At 62.2% G+C, this 18,225-nt stretch carries 18 protein-coding genes; 6 read left to right on the top strand and 12 right to left on the bottom strand.

The window, feature by feature from the left end; all coding sequences use genetic code 11:
- The first annotated feature begins 302 nt into the window (after positions 1-302).
- Positions 303-485 (top strand): hypothetical protein, encoded by a 183-nt coding sequence (locus H5J25_RS02150; RefSeq protein ID WP_202094292.1) that lies wholly within the window; start codon positions 303-305, stop codon positions 483-485.
- On the top strand, positions 482-1,141 hold the full coding sequence (locus tag H5J25_RS02145; RefSeq protein WP_202094290.1) for a UPF0149 family protein: 660 nt from the start codon (positions 482-484) through the stop codon (positions 1,139-1,141). Before H5J25_RS02150 ends, H5J25_RS02145 begins: the two co-directional genes overlap by 4 nt.
- Positions 1,142-1,461: 320 nt before the next feature.
- On the opposite strand, the gene H5J25_RS02140 is transcribed toward H5J25_RS02145, so the two are convergent.
- The 4 genes from H5J25_RS02140 to H5J25_RS02125 all read right to left on the bottom strand — a co-directional run bounded on the left by H5J25_RS02140 (position 1,462) and on the right by H5J25_RS02125 (position 4,878).
- Positions 1,462-2,025, bottom strand: coding sequence for a PEPxxWA-CTERM sorting domain-containing protein (locus H5J25_RS02140; protein WP_225883285.1), 564 nt, complete (start codon positions 2,023-2,025; stop codon positions 1,462-1,464).
- Positions 2,026-2,259: 234 nt separating this feature from the next.
- Positions 2,260-2,361, bottom strand: a complete 102-nt coding sequence (locus H5J25_RS02135) for a PEPxxWA-CTERM sorting domain-containing protein (protein WP_404829602.1) — start codon at positions 2,359-2,361, stop codon at positions 2,260-2,262.
- A gap of 946 nt (positions 2,362-3,307) precedes the next feature.
- Complete coding sequence (locus tag H5J25_RS02130) at positions 3,308-4,024, bottom strand: IS6 family transposase (protein ID WP_202094286.1); 717 nt, start codon at positions 4,022-4,024, stop codon at positions 3,308-3,310.
- 257 nt (positions 4,025-4,281) lie between these two features.
- Positions 4,282-4,878 carry a TetR/AcrR family transcriptional regulator gene (locus H5J25_RS02125; RefSeq protein WP_202094285.1) on the bottom strand — a complete coding sequence of 199 codons (597 nt, stop codon included), beginning with the start codon at positions 4,876-4,878 and terminating at the stop codon, positions 4,282-4,284.
- A gap of 115 nt (positions 4,879-4,993) precedes the next feature.
- Here H5J25_RS02125 and H5J25_RS02120 point away from each other — a divergent pair, with 115 nt between their 5' ends.
- The gene (locus H5J25_RS02120) at positions 4,994-6,274 is read left to right on the top strand and encodes an MFS transporter (RefSeq protein WP_202094284.1); all 1,281 of its coding nucleotides are present in this window, start codon (positions 4,994-4,996) and stop codon (positions 6,272-6,274) included.
- A 450-nt stretch (positions 6,275-6,724) separates the two neighbouring features.
- On the opposite strand, the gene H5J25_RS02115 is transcribed toward H5J25_RS02120, so the two are convergent.
- The 8 genes from H5J25_RS02115 to H5J25_RS02085 all read right to left on the bottom strand — a co-directional run bounded on the left by H5J25_RS02115 (position 6,725) and on the right by H5J25_RS02085 (position 15,131).
- Entirely contained in the window at positions 6,725-7,918 is a 1,194-nt protein-coding gene (locus H5J25_RS02115; RefSeq protein ID WP_202094283.1) for an IS91 family transposase, read from the bottom strand.
- A 7-nt stretch (positions 7,919-7,925) separates the two neighbouring features.
- On the bottom strand, positions 7,926-8,831 hold the full coding sequence (locus H5J25_RS02110) for a tyrosine-type recombinase/integrase (RefSeq protein WP_202094282.1): 906 nt from the start codon (positions 8,829-8,831) through the stop codon (positions 7,926-7,928).
- Positions 8,832-9,197: 366 nt separating this feature from the next.
- Positions 9,198-9,905, bottom strand: a complete 708-nt coding sequence (locus H5J25_RS02105; protein WP_202094273.1) for a TetR/AcrR family transcriptional regulator — start codon at positions 9,903-9,905, stop codon at positions 9,198-9,200.
- A gap of 55 nt (positions 9,906-9,960) precedes the next feature.
- Complete coding sequence (locus tag H5J25_RS21280) at positions 9,961-10,380, bottom strand: AMP-binding enzyme (RefSeq protein ID WP_404829567.1); 420 nt, start codon at positions 10,378-10,380, stop codon at positions 9,961-9,963.
- A gap of 74 nt (positions 10,381-10,454) precedes the next feature.
- On the bottom strand, positions 10,455-11,546 hold the full coding sequence (locus tag H5J25_RS02100; protein ID WP_318781343.1) for an AMP-binding protein: 1,092 nt from the start codon (positions 11,544-11,546) through the stop codon (positions 10,455-10,457).
- Positions 11,543-12,865, bottom strand: coding sequence for a spinster family MFS transporter (locus H5J25_RS02095; RefSeq protein WP_202094271.1), 1,323 nt, complete (start codon positions 12,863-12,865; stop codon positions 11,543-11,545). Before H5J25_RS02095 ends, H5J25_RS02100 begins: the two co-directional genes overlap by 4 nt.
- Positions 12,865-14,391, bottom strand: coding sequence for a TonB-dependent receptor domain-containing protein (locus tag H5J25_RS02090; RefSeq protein ID WP_202094269.1), 1,527 nt, complete (start codon positions 14,389-14,391; stop codon positions 12,865-12,867). The genes H5J25_RS02095 and H5J25_RS02090 overlap by 1 nt, the downstream gene beginning before the upstream one ends.
- Complete coding sequence (locus H5J25_RS02085) at positions 14,280-15,131, bottom strand: TonB-dependent receptor plug domain-containing protein (RefSeq protein WP_202094267.1); 852 nt, start codon at positions 15,129-15,131, stop codon at positions 14,280-14,282. Before H5J25_RS02085 ends, H5J25_RS02090 begins: the two co-directional genes overlap by 112 nt.
- A 158-nt stretch (positions 15,132-15,289) precedes the next feature.
- On the opposite strand from H5J25_RS02085, the gene H5J25_RS02080 reads away from it, so the two are divergent.
- From H5J25_RS02080 to H5J25_RS02070, 3 genes are all read left to right on the top strand, one after another.
- Complete coding sequence (locus H5J25_RS02080; RefSeq protein ID WP_202094260.1) at positions 15,290-15,613, top strand: hypothetical protein; 324 nt, start codon at positions 15,290-15,292, stop codon at positions 15,611-15,613.
- 39 nt (positions 15,614-15,652) lie between these two features.
- Positions 15,653-16,618 (top strand): alpha/beta hydrolase family esterase, encoded by a 966-nt coding sequence (locus tag H5J25_RS02075; RefSeq protein WP_202094258.1) that lies wholly within the window; start codon positions 15,653-15,655, stop codon positions 16,616-16,618.
- A gap of 69 nt (positions 16,619-16,687) precedes the next feature.
- Entirely contained in the window at positions 16,688-18,217 is a 1,530-nt protein-coding gene (locus H5J25_RS02070; RefSeq protein WP_202094256.1) for a carboxylesterase/lipase family protein, read from the top strand.
- Positions 18,218-18,225 lie beyond the last annotated feature (8 nt).

Here is an 18,225-nt window from a genome sequence, read left to right as displayed (position 1 = left end):
GATCCGAGGAAGGTCCGGTCCCACCAAAAGCTGCCGCTTATGCTGTTCGACGCGGACCACCAGCATTGCGCTCAACTCCTTCGTACCCTTGGCAGAGCCGGTTCGCGGCTTGGTCGAGTGATGAAGCAGATTAACGGGCGACCGGAGTTGGGCAGCGCCTAAAGTCAGCCGAATGGCCGCAACTGGGTCGTTTCGGCATGAACGTCCTGATATCTGGCGCCGTGCGACCGACCCATTCCCGGTGCAATGAGGCTGCAAAGTCCGGTCGGTCCTGCTAGCGGTCGACGATGCTAAAATCTCGCATGAAGCGTCTCGTAACCGAGACCCAACACTCGCTGGATCGTCTCTCCGCGATTGAGGCGGCAGTAGCGGCGCTAGGCGACGAGGACTTGCTCGACCTTGCCGACATCTTCGCGACAGGCGATCCGACGCCGCTGCGCGCATTGACGGAGACAGAGATGCAACGGCGCGGCCTCACCCTGTGAGAAAACCACCTTCCCGTTTTCGCCGTTTAGATGACGCGTTGGCGGATCTTCCCGTCGAAGAGCCGATGCTGCTCACCGAACTGGACGGCTTTCTTACCGGGCTTTTGGTCTCCCCTGTGACTGTCCCCACTGACGACTGGATGACGGTGATCTGGGGCGTGGATTCTGGTGGCATACCTCCCTTCAACGATCCGCTCGATGTGCAGTGGTTCGTAAATGCGGTGTCGGCGCGGCGTGACGAGATTGCGCGCAATTTGTCGCGGGGAAAACTGCAGCCGATCCTCGACATCGATGAGCGGGACGGCGAGGTATTGTGGGAATATTGGGTTGATGCCTTCGCGGAAGCGATTGCGCTGCGTCCGGACGCATGGGCGGTGCTGACAGACGACCCCGACCGCGTCGAACCATGGTCCCGTATGTTGGCGCTAATCGCGATCGCGCGCGGCGAAAGCGATCTCGACAGCATCGAGATCAACGCATTTCAAAGTCGCGCAGTGGCTGAGCTAACGGACACCATTCAACGCCTCTATACTGCCATTGCGCATCACGGTGGGGTGAAACCGCTGCCTGGCCCTGCGAATCTGGCTGTGAAGATCGGCCGCAACGACTTGTGTCATTGCGGATCAGGTAAGAAGCACAAGCATTGTTGCAGCTAACCCGATCGGAGAACTCGCGGGCGCAGGCAACGTTGATCGCTGAAGGATCTGGCAACAAGCTGGGCGCTTTGCTGCGCATACAGGACTCGGAATACCGTGTGATAAACTTGGGTATCCCAGAGAGAACGCCAATGCTCAGCCGCCACCGCCTCCTCCGCTACCCATCCGTATCGATCTTGCTCCTGAACCGATCAAAACGACTGTCCGTTCGATGGCGGCTTACGGTATCGACCAGTAAGCGCTAGGTCAGATCCAAGCATCAAAAAGCCGCCAGCCTTTCGGCCAGCGGCAGGAGTTCACAAGGGGTCTCGTGAATTAGGTTAGGCGAACGACACCTTCGTGCTTCGGCGACGCGAGCGCATTGCTGCACCTATCATGCCGAAGCCAGCGATCATCATCCCCCATGTGGCAGTTTCAGGAACTGCGCCTGCGGTCGCAAATTTGTAGCTGCCAAACTTTGGGATGCTAACAAAGGTGGGGTCAACAGTTGCCTCAAGGGTATTATTAACACCGGTGCAGCCGCCCTGTTCACCAGAAGCGCCGCAAACAAAGTTTGCAAAACCATCAAAGAAGTAGAAGAAGCTGTTCGCGCTATTAGAAAAGTTAAAAGTGACGGCTTCCGAGGAAGCAACTAGACCTTCACCGCCCGTTACGAAAAAGGCGTTTGCACTGTTCAGCGTAACTGTGTTTGCGGCACTAGTTAGCTTTAGGCTAAAGTCAGTAATATCGCCTGTTTGCAGTGACCCGATAGTGTCGTTTGTTGAGATCGACCCAATAACAGAAATACTACCAACAGATTGGTTGACAAAATAAATTGCCGCATTTGCAGGTACCGCAATAAGAATAGAAGCCGTTGCAGTAAGTAGTGTCGTCATTGTCTTCATATTGTGTCTCCAATAGTAGACTGGCTTCTGCGTTGGTCGTCTGCGTCCCCGCGCCCCCGTCCTCCGAAGAATGGTCGTCTGTTAAACAGCGAACAACCGCTAGTCGCATGTTAAAAGGGTTGCTGGGACTGCAGGCACCCTTCTGCGGGATTCTGTAGGCTGCGGCGCTCGCTCACGTCACTATTGATTAGAGTCACCAGCCTCTCGACCGGCGACTTCCAACGCCCCCATGAGTTAGGCGAAACTGATCTTGCCCGAACGACGTCGCGAGCGAAGCCCGCCGCCAATCATTCCGAACCCGGTAATCATCATGCCCCAGGTAGCGGTCTCCGGCACGGCGGCCGCTTGCAACGTGAAGCGAACGTAATTCACGTTCTGATTTTAATGCGGTAGATTCATTTCGCACCCGGATAGACATCTCCTGTTACAAAGCGATTGGTGCGACCGCGATCGCGATTTTACGATGTTCTATTACCAAGCCCATGGTCGTCCTCCAAAGAGTCCGAAGCCCAGCTGCCGTACGTCCGCGTGGCTTCGGATTGATTGCCGAAACCACGCCAGCCCGTCTCTGCGTGAGGGTACACGTAACAACTCGGATCAAGTCCGGCCGCCGCGTTTATGCTGACACACTGGCCACCATGAGGGTTGAGACCTCAGTATGGGCGGCGCTGGTGAAGGTCAAGCCAATTTTTGCGGAAAATGTCGCCTTTTCATACCCTTTACAACTGTTTAGTCGGTCGTTCATCCCGCTGATCTATATTCGCTGATACAGTGAATTAAATCCCTGATATCGCGATTTAAATTCCCTGTTATTCATGCGCTCAATCGATCCATGCAAAATCAAAAACGCTTAGCGATTTCCGTCGCTTACGAGCGCGCTTGCCGGCGCTGGGCTGGAGCGGTGGAATGCAAAATTTGCGTATCAGTGAATTAGGGAGCGAGGCTGGACGAACTCTCTGAGGCTGCGGGTTGCCTCAGCTAAAGAAATTCCAAGCGTCTCCCCGCAGAAACGGACCGACAAAGGCGCGTCATCGTGGTCTACTGTCAAACGGTACCACCCGGCCGAGACGCGGAGAATGCTGCCGAGGAATCTCCGATTGCTGAAGTTAGGCGGCTCTCCGAGGTACCAAGCCGAAACCAAAGTGCGCGAATTCGCGCCATTCTCAGCGACCTTTCGCGAGAAAATAATTTCAACTCAATATGTTAGGACTTGCTGGCGGTGCTGTCAGTCTAACGCGAACCGCTCTCCACTCGATGGAGTTCAGTCTTTGAGCGCATTCGCCTAGCTCGCGATTTTGCTCCACTCAGCCAGTGCGGCTGAGCGGCGTTCCTTGTAAACCTGACGATCGATCAGATGGCGTTCGAGATTGAAGTGGTTGTGGACGTTAGCGTGCACGCTGGCGAATTTCTGTAGCGTCTTCATTCGCCTGAATCTCAGCATTGCCCGCTCTCGTCGTCGGAAGGGCAAGTGACTGTTCTCGACGCGGTTGTTCGCCCAGCGTCCGACCTCCTGCTTCTCAGCATTACCGAGTTCTTTCATGGCTGCACGATAGGAGCTTAAACCGTCGGTGGTGATCGCCTCCGGGTGGCCGTGGCGCTTCAGCGCCTTCTTCATGAAAGTCAGCGCCGCGTCCTTATCGCGCGTCCTGGTGATGTAGCTCTCGAGGATCTCGCCTTCGTGATCAACCGCTCGCCACAGGTAAACCATCTCACCGTTTAGCTTCACATACATCTCGTCGAGGTGCCATCGCCAGTGCCGGAGACCGCGCATACGCGATACACGCTGGCGGCGAATGTCGCCCGCGAACAGGGGACCGAACCTGTTCCACCACATCCGCACCGTCTCGTGACAAATGTCGATCCCGCGCTCAAATAGCAAGTCTTCGACATTACGCAGCGACAGCGGGAACCGCACGTACATCATGACCACCAGTCGGATCACTTCGGGCGATGAGTTGAAGTAGCGGAACGGGCTGACGGGCTTGCGAGGACGTGGCATACCCCTCCCCTATCTGCACAAGCCTAACGGACGGGTGCATTTGGTCTGACAAAGCCCTTCATGGCACTGCCCTACCGCACGGCTGTCGCTGCGAACACCACGCGCTTTCCAGTGAGGGCTTTACGGTGATCGATGTCGGCGAACGCTGTGCATCGTGAACGGATGTCCGCTTTCGGTATACCGATCCGCGCGCACGAACGTCTCCTTCTGGGTCAGCAGGTCCCCAGTTTGGAAAGCCGGCCCAAGCAGAAACCTGTTCACTCCTCAAGGGCTGAGCGACAAAGTAGAGCCTCGGCTGCCGTGTTGGCGACGGCAAGCAGTCTTGGCTCGTCCCATCCCTCTCGCGCTGCAGCCGATAGGCCGAGCATTGTCGTAGCAACGTAATCTGCGACACGTCCGGGAGCTTTAATTCCCGCATCGTCCAGAAATTCCGCCACCCTGTTGCGGTTTTCTCCCGCAATTTGTTTGGCTGCGATGCCCCAATCCGTTGTGCCTGCTTTTGCGTGTTCAAGGATCAGGCAACCACGCCGCTGCGGACTAGTGGTATAAGCGTGCGCCGCAGCTCGCAGCATGTCGCCAAGCGCCGCCATCGGCGCTGCACCCGGCATCAGGAAGCGGTCCAGCGGCACCACGGTGGCCGAGTAGAGCCTTAGGCTCTCTTTGAAGAATGCGGCCTTGCTGCCGAACGCTGCATAGAAGCTCGGCGGAGTAATCCCGATCGCCTCGGTCAGCGCCGCCACGCTGACGTTTTCATAGCCATGCTCGTGAAACAGGTGCTGCCCGGCTTCGACCGCAGCTTCAAGCGCGAATCCCCGGGGCCGCCCCCGTGGCCGCTTATTTTCGTTAATGGTCATTACACAACCCGCTTGCCTGTGTCAGTCACATTTGTATAGCGACCATTCATAGAAATGACCATGCCTCAGGTTCGTCACGGCGCAGGGTTGGTATCAACGATGCACAAGGACAGTTATGCCTCCATCCTCCAAAAAACGTCGCGTTGAAGCGAGCGTAGCTCCACGCTCCAAACTCCCGACCGCGGCCCTTGCTGGTCTCGCCGCCAGTGGCTTTCTGTGCATCGTGACCGAAACACTTCCTGCTGGCCTACTCCCGCAGATCGCATCCGGCCTGCAGATCTCCGAGGCGATCGCGGGACAACTCGTTGCCGTCTATGCGCTGGGGTCCTTGCTGGCAGCGATCCCGCTCACGAGCCTGACCCAGGGGCTTCGAAGAAGACCGGTACTACTTACCACCATCATCTGCTTCGTTGTCGGCAACACGCTGACCGCTTGGGCCGGATCGATCACGGTCGTGCTGGTCGCGCGGTTCGTCGCCGGGTGCGCGGCGGGTCTCGCCTGGGGAATCCTTGCGGGTTACGCGCGCAGCATCGTGCGTGCCGATCAGACCGGCCCGGCAATGGCCCTCGCCATGGTCGGCGTGCCGCTGGCGCTGTCACTGGGTGTTCCCATAGGCACCTTCCTGGGCGGTTTGGTTGGGTGGCGCGGATCGTTCCTGATCCTCTCGGCACTGAGTGTCGTGCTGATCGGCTGGATTATCTTCAAGGTGCCCGATGCCCCCGGGCGGACGGGTGACGATCGTCCTTCTCTGCGCCGCGTCGTCGCGACACCGGGTATCATACCGATCCTGCTCGTCATCCTTGCCTGGATGACGGGCCACAACATCCTCTACACCTACATCGCGCCGTTCGCGACCGCTGCGTCCGTGCGGGTCGATCTCGTCCTGCTGGCGTTCGGCATCAGCTCGCTCGTCGGCATCTGGATCGTCGGGCGACTAGTCGATCGGATGCTGCGCATGCTGGTATTGCTCGCGATCGGATCGTTTGCCGCCGTCGCTGTTTTCCTGTCGCTCATCGGCGGCCAGGGCCTTGCCGTCTATGCAGCAGCCGTTGTCTGGGGTCTTGGCTTCGGTGGTGCCGGGGCGATGATGCAGACGGCGTCGGCGGACGCAGCCGGTGATGGCGTTGATCTGGCGCAGGCGATGGTGACAACGGCTTGGAACCTGGCGATTGCGGCCGGTGGGTCGTTTGGCGGGGTGCTCCTCACGACGGGAGGGACCACGCTGCTGCCGCCCGCTGTCGCCGCGCTGGCCGTGGCCGCCTTCCTCATCACACTGGCCGCACGCCGCTTCGCCTTCCCACCCGGTCATCGAACACCGTTGACCACAGACCCGACGATAAGCTCAACATCCCATCCTTTTTTGAGAAAGGTCGCAGCGCCTGACGACGTCCGCTAACGCCATCTGCTTTCCTAATAGCGGAGCGGCCGCTTCCCAGCAGATCACGACGTTCGTTAGTGGATGTCCAGGGTGGCAAGCTGGTCGTTCGCGACGATGAACGAGCGTCCGAAGTTGGGGAGCGGGAAGGGCGGGCTAAATGTCCACCTGTGTGAAGGAAATCGGGCACCGGGAGGTGTACGATATCCTCCAAAGCAGGAAGCCGCGGGCCGCGGATGCTAGCCTATGGGGTTTTCGGTTTTCGCCCTGGTTTGATGCGCGGGCAACAGCCGCCCAGGCGGGCATCTGTGGCCTGGAACGAGATCGTCCGGTGCTGGGTTTGGCTTGGCTTTCGGCTTTGACGAAGGCGTGAGATGTGGGTCGGCACGTGGAGCGGCATCGTCAACGCGAGCGTCATCATGGCCGGAAGCGCATAGGTCGCGCGGCGGGATGAAGGCGAGCGATGCCGGGTCATGACGCGGAGGTCCCGGTCGGGTTGGTGCCACGTGGCGGTGCGCGGGGCTGGCGCCAGCGTTCGAAGGTCTCGATGACGAGCATGCGTCCGCCACAGCATGGGCATGGCGGGCGGGCATCCTCGGGTTCGACCGCCGCGGCAGCAGACACGGGCGGGGCGACCCCGAGCAGTTGGCGGGCGTGTTCGAGGTGAGCCTTGCGGGTGGCGCCAGCGAGCAGGCCGTAGTGACGGATGCGGTGGAAGCCTTTCGGCAGAACGTGGATCAGGAAGCGGCGGATGAACTCGTCAGCGGCCAGCGTCATCAGCTGCTGCCGGTCGGCGACATCGTTGCGATAATTCTTGTAGCGTAATGTCACCCCGGTCTCGTCGAAGCGGACGAGACGGCTGTTCGAGATCGCCACGCGGTGCGTGTAGCGCGATAGATAGGCGAGCACCGCCTGCGGTCCCGCGAACGGCGGTTTGGCATAGACGACCCAGTTCTTTTTGCGGGCTGGGGACAGGTGTCGCAGGAAGGCGCGGCGGTCGGCGAGTGCCGCGAGACTGCCGAAGAAGCCGAGCCGCCCCGCCTCGTACAGCGCCATCAGCCGGGTCAGGAACAGGCGGCGGAACAGCTTGCCGAGCACGCGCACCGGCAGCAGGAACGCCGGGCGTGACGACACCCAGCGGCTGCCGTCCGGCGACAGTCCACCGCCCGGCACGATCATATGGATGTGCGGGTGGTGGGTCATCGCCGACCCCCAGGTATGAAGGACCGCGGTGATGCCAATGCGGGCGCCGAGATGCTTCGGGTCAGCGGCGATGGTCGTCATCGTCTCGGACGCTGCCTTGAACAGAAGGTTGTAAACCAGTGCCTTGTTGTGGAACGCGATGTCGGCGACCTCGGCCGGCAGGGTGAAGACGACGTGGAAATAGCCGACCGGCAGCAGGTCGGCCTCGCGCTCGGCAAGCCATGCGCGCGCGGCCGCACCCTGGCACCGCGGGCAGTGCCGGTTGCGACAGGAGTTATAGGCGACCCGCCAGTGTCCGCAGTCGGTGCATGCCTCGGTGTGGCCGCCGAGCGCAGCGGTGCGGCAATGTTCGACAGCCGACATGACTTTGAGCTGGTCGAGGCTCAGATGCCCGGCGTGGGCGATCCGGTACGCAGGGCCGGCAGCACGGAAGATGTCGGCGACCTCGAGCGAGGTGCGCATCGCGCGCTCACCCGGCGGGTGGCTTGCCCTCCATCAGCGCCATCAACCGGTCGAGTGGTCCCGTCACCGCATGGATCGTGCGGGTGGCGACCTTGGTATAGAGCGCGGTCGTCTCGAGCTTGCTGTGCCCGAGCAGCACCTGGATGACGCGGATGTCCACGTCCTGCTCGAGCAGGTGGGTGGCGAAACTGTGCCGCAGGGTGTGCGGGCTTACGCGCTTGCGGATCCCGGCCGCCTCGGCAGCCTCATGAACGGCGCGGTGGAGCTGTCTGGTCGAGATCGGATCGGTGTAGCTGCGCCCCGGGAATAGCCAGCCGTGCGGCAACAGGACGCTGCGCCGCTTGCCCTCGCGCCACCACAGCCGCAGCAGTTCAAGCAGCTGCGGCGACAGCATCGCGTTACGGTCCTTGCGGCCTTTACCTTCCTCGATGCGGATCAGCATGCGCTTGCTGTCGATGTCGTCGGCTCTGAGGTGTGCGACCTCGGACACCCGCAATCCGGCGCCGTACGCGACCCCCAGCGCCGCGCGGTACTTGATGCCCGGCGCCGCCTCGAGCAGCCGCGCTACCTCCTCGACGCTCAGCACGTCGGGTAGCTTGCGGGGACGAGGCGCCAGGACCAGCTTGCGCGACAGGTCGGGCCGGTCGAGCGTCACGCCGAACAGGAACCGCAGCGCCGATACTGTGGCGCCGATGACGGACTCCCCGACACCGTGCTCGCGCTGGTGAAGCTGGAAACGTCTTACGTCCTCGGCGGTCGCGGTCTCAGGCGAGCGTCGCAGGAAAGCGGCGAAGGCGCGAACGTGGCGAACATAGTCGTGCTGGGTACGCGACCGCATTGAGCGCATCGCCATGTCGTCGAGCATGCGCTGACGCAGCGGCGTAACGGGTGTTTCGGTTGGTAGAATCGCCATGGGGAATTCCTCTCGTTGAAGGAACTCCATCGTCTGCTGCCGCTGCCGCAGGACCAAACCTCAGCGCGGCTGTGCTACCTCACCGCCACCACCACTGCCGCGCAGCGGCTTCGTGCATTGGGTCAGACCAGACAGCACCGTCCGTAATTGGCGATTATGATCGTTGCCTTGTGACAGGCCTGAAAGACCCATTTGCAGACGTCCAGGGCGGGTCACCCGCCATCCAAAAACAGCCGCTCGTTCATGTACAGATACGTGCGCGAGGTCCGGCGCAAAGGCGATCCAGTGACCCGCCCGCGTCCAGTGGACCATGCCACGCACGTCGACGTCGCGCCGCCAACACACCAACCCGAAGAGAATCTGAATTTAGATCTGCGCTTTTCTGGTCTCGGCGCGTGCCGCGCAGGTAGCGGTAAAGCCGGCGGCCATGAACCGGGCCATCCGTTCCTTAACGGCGTCAAAATCGTCTGACCGACACAGGCCTCCGGACAGCTTGTCGATACGTCCAGTACGGCCCAGCGTCAGCATAAGTCCGCCGGTTACGAAGTGATAACCCCAGAAAAGATCGTCGCGGGGGCAATCGGGCAGTGCCTGTTGCAACAAGTCGATCAGTCGCAGGACCAGGGCGTCGAAATGGGTATCCATCAGCTCGGCACCCCACTCAGCGGTATTGCTGACTTGCGCGCCAAGCTGGCCATAATTGCGCCAACCTGCATCGCCATGCCCGTGGAGATCGAGATCGGCATCGAGATAGGCGTGGAGTGCGCCTTCGACGGTGATGTTCCCAGCTGCTTGCTTCTCGTACGCGTCGAGCGCCGCGACGCGCCGCGCGATCGTTACCGGCGCGCGGCGCGCAATTACCGCATCGAACAGATCCTTCTTATCCTTGAAATAGTAATGGAGTAGCGACTGATGCACGCCCGCTTTGTCCGCTACCTCGCGCAGCGTGACGCCGTGCAGACCACGAAGCGAGAACAATTCCTCGGCAGAATCCAATATCTGTTCCGTGGTGCTGGCGCGCTGGTCTGCCTTACTCGTACGTTTGTGTGGCGGTCTTTTCGCCGGATCGGTCATCGGTATTCCTTGCAGTCTCAAGGTGCCGGCGGTCCGGCTCCTTGCCGACATGGCCTTACCCGTGCTCGGCCCGCAAGCGCATCTTGTCGATCTTGCCGGTCGTTGCCAGCGGCATGGCGCCGACGCGGACGATCGCGTCTGGCATCCACCAGCTTGCAATTTTTCCTTGGAGCGCCGCGAGCAATGTCTCGTCCGGTATTTCGACACCTCGTCGCGCTTCGATCACAAGCACCGGACGTTCGCCCCATTTGGGGTGTGAGCGCGCTACCACCGCCACCAGCGCAACCTCTGGCAAAGCGCCGATGATCGCCTCGATCTCGCCCGGATTGATCCATTCGCCACCTGATTTTATCAGATCTTTCGCACGCCCGGTAATGCTGAGCTCGCCCTGATGATCAATGATCGCCAGATCGCCTGTATCGAACCATCCGCCCGCGTCGGTCGCGGGGGCCGCTGCACCGTAATAGCGCTGCACCGCGCTCGCACCGCGCACGCGTAGCCGCCCCTCGCAGCCGCGCTGTTCGGCCAAGGGATCGCCCGCTTCGTCGGTCAGCAAAGGTCGACGCCGACCGGCGGTCGGCCAGACGTCGAGGATCGACGAAGATCGCTGCTCGCCGGAGTGACAGTGCCGAGCGGGGAGAGCTCGGTCATGCCCCAGCTTGTCTGAACGATTACGCCGAGCCTCGTTTCGATCCGGTCCATCAGCGCCTGCGGTACTGAGGCTCCACCCAGCAGAATACGTTCCAGCGACGGTACGCTGCCCCCGGTCCGTTCGAGGTGATCGAGCAGTCCGAGCCATACTGTCGCCACGCCAGCAGCGACGGTGACCTTTTCGTCCTCAATCAGACGGGCGAGGCTCGCGCCGTCCTGGTCCCGCGCGGGCAAAACAAGACGCGCTCCTGTCGCCGGGCCGGCGAAGGCAAGTCCCCAACCATTGGCATGGAACATCGGCACGGCGACGAGCACGACGTCTCTGGACCTCAGTCCAAGCACGTCCGCGTGCAATAGGTGTACGGTCTCAAGATAATTCGACCGGTGAGTATAAGTGACGCCCTTGGGGGCGCCCGTGGTACCCGACGTGAAGCACAAACCGGCCGGGGCGGTTTCCTCGAACGCGCCCCAGATCATCTCGGCGCCATGCCGGTCGAGCAGGTCCTGCTGGTTCCAGAATTTAGCCACCGGATCTGTCGGCACGATGTGTTCATGGCCTGGCTCGTCCAACATTATGACATGTTCAATCATCGGGCAAAGGTCGAGCAGTGCGTGAACGAGCGGTTCGAGCCCTGGACTGACTGCGAGCACGCGGTTCTGCGCCTGATGGATCATGGTCGCGAGGTGGGCGGACGCGAGGCGCGGATTGAGCGTGTGACAGACGATGCCGACCCCCATTGCTCCATACCAGCATTCCAAATGAGCCTGGCTGTTCCACGCCAACGTCGCGAAGTTGTCGCCAGCGTTCAAACCGAGCGCCGTCAATGCACCGGACATGCGGTTCGCACGGGCTCGCAGCCCTGCATAATCGATGCGCGTCGATCCCCCGGGGCCGTTTGTAACGACCTCGGTGCCGCCGTGCCACTTCGCTGCGTGATCGAGGAATTTGTCGAGCGTCAGCGCATAGGGCTGCATCGATCCAGCGGTCACGGGGCGGTCTCCGAATGTTCACGTCGTAGCGCGCGCGCCGATGCGAAATGCAGTGCGATGGCGACGAAATAGAACGGCACGAGTGTGTAGAAAGCGAGTTGCAGCGAATGTCCGGGATGGCTCGCCTTGAACCAGTCGCTGGCCATGCCGAGCCATGTCGGCCCAAGACCGAGCCCGATCAGGTTCATGATCAGCAGCAGCACCGCTCCCGCAAGCGTGCGTTGGCGGGGCGCTACCGCGTTCTGCACGTATGTTACCGCCGGGGTAAGATAGAAATAGTTGAGGAACGTCGGACCGATCAGGAACACGATCGCCAGCGGCCAGGTCGGAGCCCAGACGAAACCGATGAAAAAGGGTATCGCGAGCAGCAATGCGATACCGGGCATCGTGCCATATATTTGCGGATCCGTCGCGGCACGGCGGTCGATGATCCGCCCAGACAGGTAGATACCCGCACTTACACCGATCGCCAGCACCAGCGCGTACCAGATCGCGACCTGATCGAGCGTCATGTCCTTCTCACGCATCAGAAACAACGTGGTGAAACCGAGCGTGGCGTAGGTGACGAATTGCGTAGCCCCTGCCGCCAGCGAAACCAGCAACAGAGTCTTGCGATCGAAGAACAGCCGGAGCGTTCCCCCGAACGAGGCCGCTTCACCGGCGACTTCCGGCATCGCAACCGGTCGCGTATCCGTCGCCCCGCGTCTTGGTTCGCGAACAAACGCCCAGACGCCGGCGGCCGCGATCAGCCCGGCGGCGCCGAGCAGGATGAAGGCAAGCCGCCAGTCATAGGCGGCGGCGATCTTCGCGCCGAACGCCACGCCGAGCGCCTGGCCCAAAGGCGGCCCGAGATTGAACAGTCCGAGCGCCAGCCCGCGGCGGTCGGACGGAAAGTAATCGGAGATGATCGAATAGGAGGGCGGAACGCCACCCGCCTCGCCGATCCCGACGCTCATTCGCGCCGCCGCTAACTGGCCGTAGGAGTGCGACATTCCGCAAGCGATCGTCGCCGCGCTCCACAACGCACAGGCGATCGTGAGAACGCGAACGCGGTTGCCGCGATCCGCGAGCCACGCGACGGGCACGCCGAGAATGCAATAGAACATAGCGAAGTACAGCCCGCCGAGCCGGCCCAATTGACCATCGGTGATACCAAGATCGTCCTGGATCGGCTTAGCGAGGATCGACAGCAATTGCCGGTCGAGGAAGTTGAGTACGTAGACGATGCACAGCAGGCCGAGCACCAACCACGCATACCGATCGTCGCTCGCCCTGGCCGACCGCGCGGACGCGATCCCTTCTTCGCGTCCGCCCGCCATCAGAAGCTGCGGCTGACGCGAAGGCCGTACTGGCGCGGCGCACCCGCAAGCCGCCTCACGCCATTGATTGCGCCGACATAATGCTGGTCAGTTAGGTTCGTGCCGAACCCAGCGACCGACCAATCGCCGGTGGTCAGCGTAAGCTGCGCATTGACGATATTGCGGGCCTCCAGCCGATCGCCGAGCGCGGGATTCTGGAACAGCGTGCCGAAGGTCGGTGCGATATGGGCGTAATCAATGCGCGGGGTCAGCTTGGCCTCGCTACCCAGTGCGATGGCATATTGCGCGCCCGCGCTCAGCGTGAACTTCGGTGCATAGGCTTGTTCCCGGCCGCTTAAATTGATGCAGCGCGCCGTGACAGGTCCCCCTGTCGGGTTGCACACCAGCGCCGCGCTGGTGCCGAAGCGCGGATCGATCGCGTAGAAGGTGCCGAGTTTCGAGTTGGATACCGAGGCTGCGACGTCGAGCCCGAGCGCACCGAAGCTGCCCTGTGCAGAAAGCTCCGCGCCGTACAGCTTGGTCTTGCCGGGTACGTTGTAGACGGAAGAGATGCTGCGCTGATCAGGATCGACGATGCTGATCTGGTAGTTCTTATATTCGCTGTAATAGCCGCCGAGCTGAGTGCGCAGGCGACCATTCATGAATGTGCCTTTATAACCGAGTTCGTAGTCGGTCACGTCCTCGGCACCGAACGCGCGCGGCGTGACGCCGGCGGTGTTGGGCCCGTTCAATCCACCGGCCTTCGCGCCCGTTGCGACAAAAGCATAGAGGAAATTATTGCGGTCCACTGTCCAGTTAAGCGCAATCTTACCGTTCAGCTTTTTCTCGACGACCTTATCCTTCTGCAGCAGCGTCAGGATCGGGTTTGGCAGGATCGGCAGCGTTGCCTTGGCCACCGCGTCGTTAGCCGACGATGTACGCGAATAGCGGGCGCCGACCTGAAGTTGCAGACCGTTTGACAGCTCGTACCCGGCCTGCGCGAAACCGGCGAGCGCGGTCTTGGGGTTGGTGCCTTCCAGGATCGTATCGAACACCAAAGGGCTGATCGAGTTGGGCGTATTGTCAACGACATATCCGCCGTTCGGCGGAATGGTAATGTTGTCGTGCTGATAGTAGCCGCCGAGCACCCATGTGAACGGGCCGGTATCGGGCGAAACGATGTTAAACTCCTGCGACCAGATTTCCTGCGTGATGTTGTCGCGGAAGTTGACCGCGGGGGCCGCCGGCGTACCGGCGGCGGCGGTTCCGTCCCCGTCATAGGAGACGTGCGTCGTACCGCGCTGGAAGCCGCTGATCGATCGCAGCACGATGCCGCTGTCCAGCGTGAAGCCGACGTTCAGCACGACACGACCGAACTCGTCACCGCCGTAAAGCGGTGCGTTACTCGCTACGTTCAGCGGATCGCCGGTGTTTGCTACAGGTCCCCGGTGGTGAGGGTATAGGCGTTGCTCGCCGGGATACCGCCATAATTGATGTTGTTGTAATCGCCCTTCAGCAGCACGCGGATCTGCAGCGTCGGTTGCCACAGGATGCTGGCGCGCGCGCTGTAATCGCGCCGGTCGCCCGGGTTGCCGGTCCACGGCCCCGATACGTTGTAGAACGTGTCGCGATGTTCGAGATTACCGGCGAAGCGGATCGCCAGCGTATCGCCGCCCGGGATGTTAAGCGCACCCTGCAGCTTGATCTGGTTGTAATTGCCGTACTGGGCGAGCGCATAGCCCTTCACGCGATCGGTCGAGGGATTGACCTCGTTGATGAACACCGCACCGCCGGTCGCATTGCCGCCGGCGAACGTACCTTGCGGCCCACGCAACACCTCGACGCTGGCGATATCGTAATAGGGCTCGCTTTGCAGATAGCCCGGGAACGTCGCCACGCCGTCGCGATAGGTGATCACGCCGACGCCGATCGAACTCGACTGCTCGGTCTTGCCGATGCCGCGAATGTTGAAGGCATTGCCCTGCCCCGCGGTATTGACCGTCAGCGAGGGCGTGGCGAACTGCAACTGCTCGACGCCGTTGACGCCCTTGCGCACCAGATCCTCGCCGGTCAGCACCGATGCGGCGACGGGCGCGCGTTGCAGACTAGTCGAACGACGTTCGGCGGTGACCACAATCTCGCCGTCGGGCTGCGCATCCGCCGCCGCCGCAGGATCGGTCGTCGTCTGCCCGGTTGAATCGGACGTGTTCAGCGGCGCGGTTTGAGCGTGGGCCACGCCGGCCGTCATCAGGGCGCACACCGACGCCGACACCAGGAAATTGCGCATTCGTCATCCTCTCTGAATCGCAGCGCTCTTCGGCGCGTCGGCATGTCTGAGACACCGGATCGGAGCGCGTGTCAATATTCATTGATTGATTAATGAAGATGTGGAAGACCAGTTCTTATCAGGCCATGAACCGTAACAAGCGGTGGCCAGGAGAGGATATGCGCGCAGGCCCGCACCGCTGGAAAATGCTGGTAATGGCGGCGGTCGCGCCGTCGGTCCTGGCCGGTTGCGACTCCAGATCGGCTAACGTTTCGATCCCGGAGAACGTGCAGGTCGTAATTGCTGCCACGCCGACCGCACCGCCTCGATCGAACCGCGCCGCGCTAATACCGCCCGGTCCGACGACTGCGGCTGCGATTGCGGCCCCGCCCAAATCGCTGTCCGACATGCGTCCGCGCAAGACGTTCGCGGACCCCCCGCTGCCCCCGGAACTGACGGACGACGGCGGCTTGCGTCCGCTGCCGCCACCTCCCGCCCGATAAGTCGACGAAAAAACAGAAACCCAGAAACAGGAGATAGACATGTCCGATACGCCACGACACCCGATCCATAGGATGGTCACGATCGCGCTGCTGCTTGCCGCTATGGTCACCGGCGCGCTGATGTTCGCCCCAGCGGCGCAGGCGGCACCGTGCAGCGCGAACTGCCTCGCGCCCGGCGACTATACGATCGTCACGCTGTCGGGCGGGCTGCCGCGCTCCTACCTCGTGCATGTCCCGGCCAGCTATTCCGGCGATCGCCCCGTTCCGCTGCTGCTCGATCTGCACGGCTTCACCAGCTACGCCGCGGACGAGCGCAAATATTCCGGCCAGTTGGCACAATCCGACAAACGCGGATTCATCGCGGTATGGCCGGAGGGGATCGCGCTGAGCTGGAACGCCTATGGATGCTGCGCCGCCGGCAATGCAGTGCAGGTCGACGATGCAGGATTCCTGCGGTCGGTGATCGTCGCCTTGAAAGGGCGCGCCAATATCGACGCTGACCGCGTCTTTGTCACCGGGATTTCGAACGGCGGCGGGATGGCGCAACGCATGGCGTGCGAGAGTGCGGACCTGATCCGCGCGGTCGCCTCCGTCTCATTCCCGCTCAACACCGATCGCTGCGCCCCGGCCAAGCCGATCGGCGTCACCGAGATTGCGGCAACGGGTGATGCGACAATCGCTTATTACGGATCGACGCCGCCTTTGGCTGGCTTGCCCAACGATCTTGCGGGCGTCCCGCTCGGCGTGCAGGGCGCGCGCGAAAGCCTTGCCGCGTGGAAACGGATCAGCGGTTGCGGCGACGATCTCGCGCGGCGCCAGATCAACGACGAGGTCCGCTCCGAGGAATATCTCAGTTGCAACGGCGGCGTCCGGGCGGGGCTGGTGACGGTCAGCGGCGGCAAGCACGTGCTGTACGGCGGCTATGTTGGGCTGGGCTATAACGGCACCTATTTCCCGCCGATCGACGTCTCGGAATACATCTGGGAAAACGTCTTCAATCTCTGATTTCGAACCCCTTTCAACAGACACGATCGGGTCCCGGATGGCCGGCGATCCGACAATGGAGACGATGCGATGACGTTACGCCTGCTATTCACGATGACGACCGGTATCGCGCTTGCGACCGCTCTGCCCGCATCCGCCCAGACCCCGTCCGCACCGGTCGCGATCGATACCGGATCGGTCGCGGGCACGATCGAAGGCACTCTCACCGTGTTCAAGGGCATCCCCTATGCCGCGCCGCCGGTCGGGCCGTTGCGGTGGAAGGCCCCGCAGGCGCCCGCGAAATGGCAGGGCGTCCGCTCGACGCGCAGTTTCGGAGCGGCATGCCCGCAAGGCCCGGAGCATAAGGAACCCTGGGCACAAGTCGGCGCGATGAGCGAGGACTGCCTGTTCCTCAACGTCTGGCGACCAGCCAAGGCAGGCAGATACCCGGTGATGGTGTTCCTGCACGGCGGCGGGTTCACCTACGGTGCGGCGGGCGTTCCGCTGTACGACGGGGCCGCGCTGGCGAAACGCGGCGCGGTGATCGTGACGATCAACTACCGGCTCGGGCGGCTCGGCTTCTTCGCGCATCCCGCTTTGACGCGCGAAGATCCGCACGGTCGGCTCGGCAACTATGCGATCATGGATCAGGTCGCGGCGCTGCAATGGGTCGAACGCAACATCGCACACTTCGGCGGAGATGCCGCGAACGTGACGGTGTTCGGCGAATCCGCCGGGGCCGGATCGGTCCAGATCCTGATGGGATCGCCCGTCGCCGAAGGGCTGTTCCACAAGGCGATATCGGAATCGGGCGCGGGCGGAAGCGCGCTGTTCCCGATCCGCGGCGGCCCGATCAGTGCGGAGAAGCTTGGCGAGATGTGGGCCACGAGCCTCGGGTTGAAGGACGCGACGGCGGAACAGTTGCGCGCCGTGCCGCTCGCCGATGTCGTCAAGAACGGGCGCGCCTTCCCGTTCATCGACGGCAAGGTCGTCACGCGCAGCCCCGGCGATCCCTTCTACAGCGGACGCGAGATGCGCATCCCGCTGATCATCGGCGGCAATTCGAACGAATCGAGCCTCGGCGGAATGACCGAGGCGGCGGCGAAGGCCTTGCTCGGCGACCGCTTCGCCGACCTGCATCAGGGCTATATCGCGATGACCGGCAAACCCGCCGACGCCGCCGCGATCGATCTGGCCGAGGATGCGGGCTTCGTCCTGCCATCCTTAGCGCTGGCGGATCGCCATGCCGCCAACGGCGCACCAACCTACGCCTATTATTTCGATCAGGTTCCGGTGGATCAACGCGCCGCGGCGGCGGGCACCGATCATGGCGGTGAACTGGAATATGTCTTCACCACGAAAGCGGCCGAGCACCGCTGGGACGGGCAGGACGCCGATGTGGCGAAGCTGATGGGAGACTATTGGGTGCGGTTCGCGCGGACCGGCAATCCCAATGGCGGCGGCGCGCCGAACTGGCCCACGGTGAGCACGCAGCCCACCGCCTATCTGGCGATCGGCGCGAAGACGCAGGCGGCGCGGCTCCAGCCGGTGCAGGAACGCGCGAGGGACGCGGCGATGGCCGATGCGCGCAAGAAATGGGCCGCGATGCCGACGCCGTGAGCGGACCT

This window comes from Sphingomonas aliaeris (assembly GCF_016743815.1).
Classification (GTDB): Bacteria; Pseudomonadota; Alphaproteobacteria; order Sphingomonadales; family Sphingomonadaceae; genus Sphingomonas; species Sphingomonas aliaeris.
The sequence above is the reverse complement of the archived record's forward strand: the minus strand, read 5'-3'. Positions and strand labels throughout refer to the sequence as shown.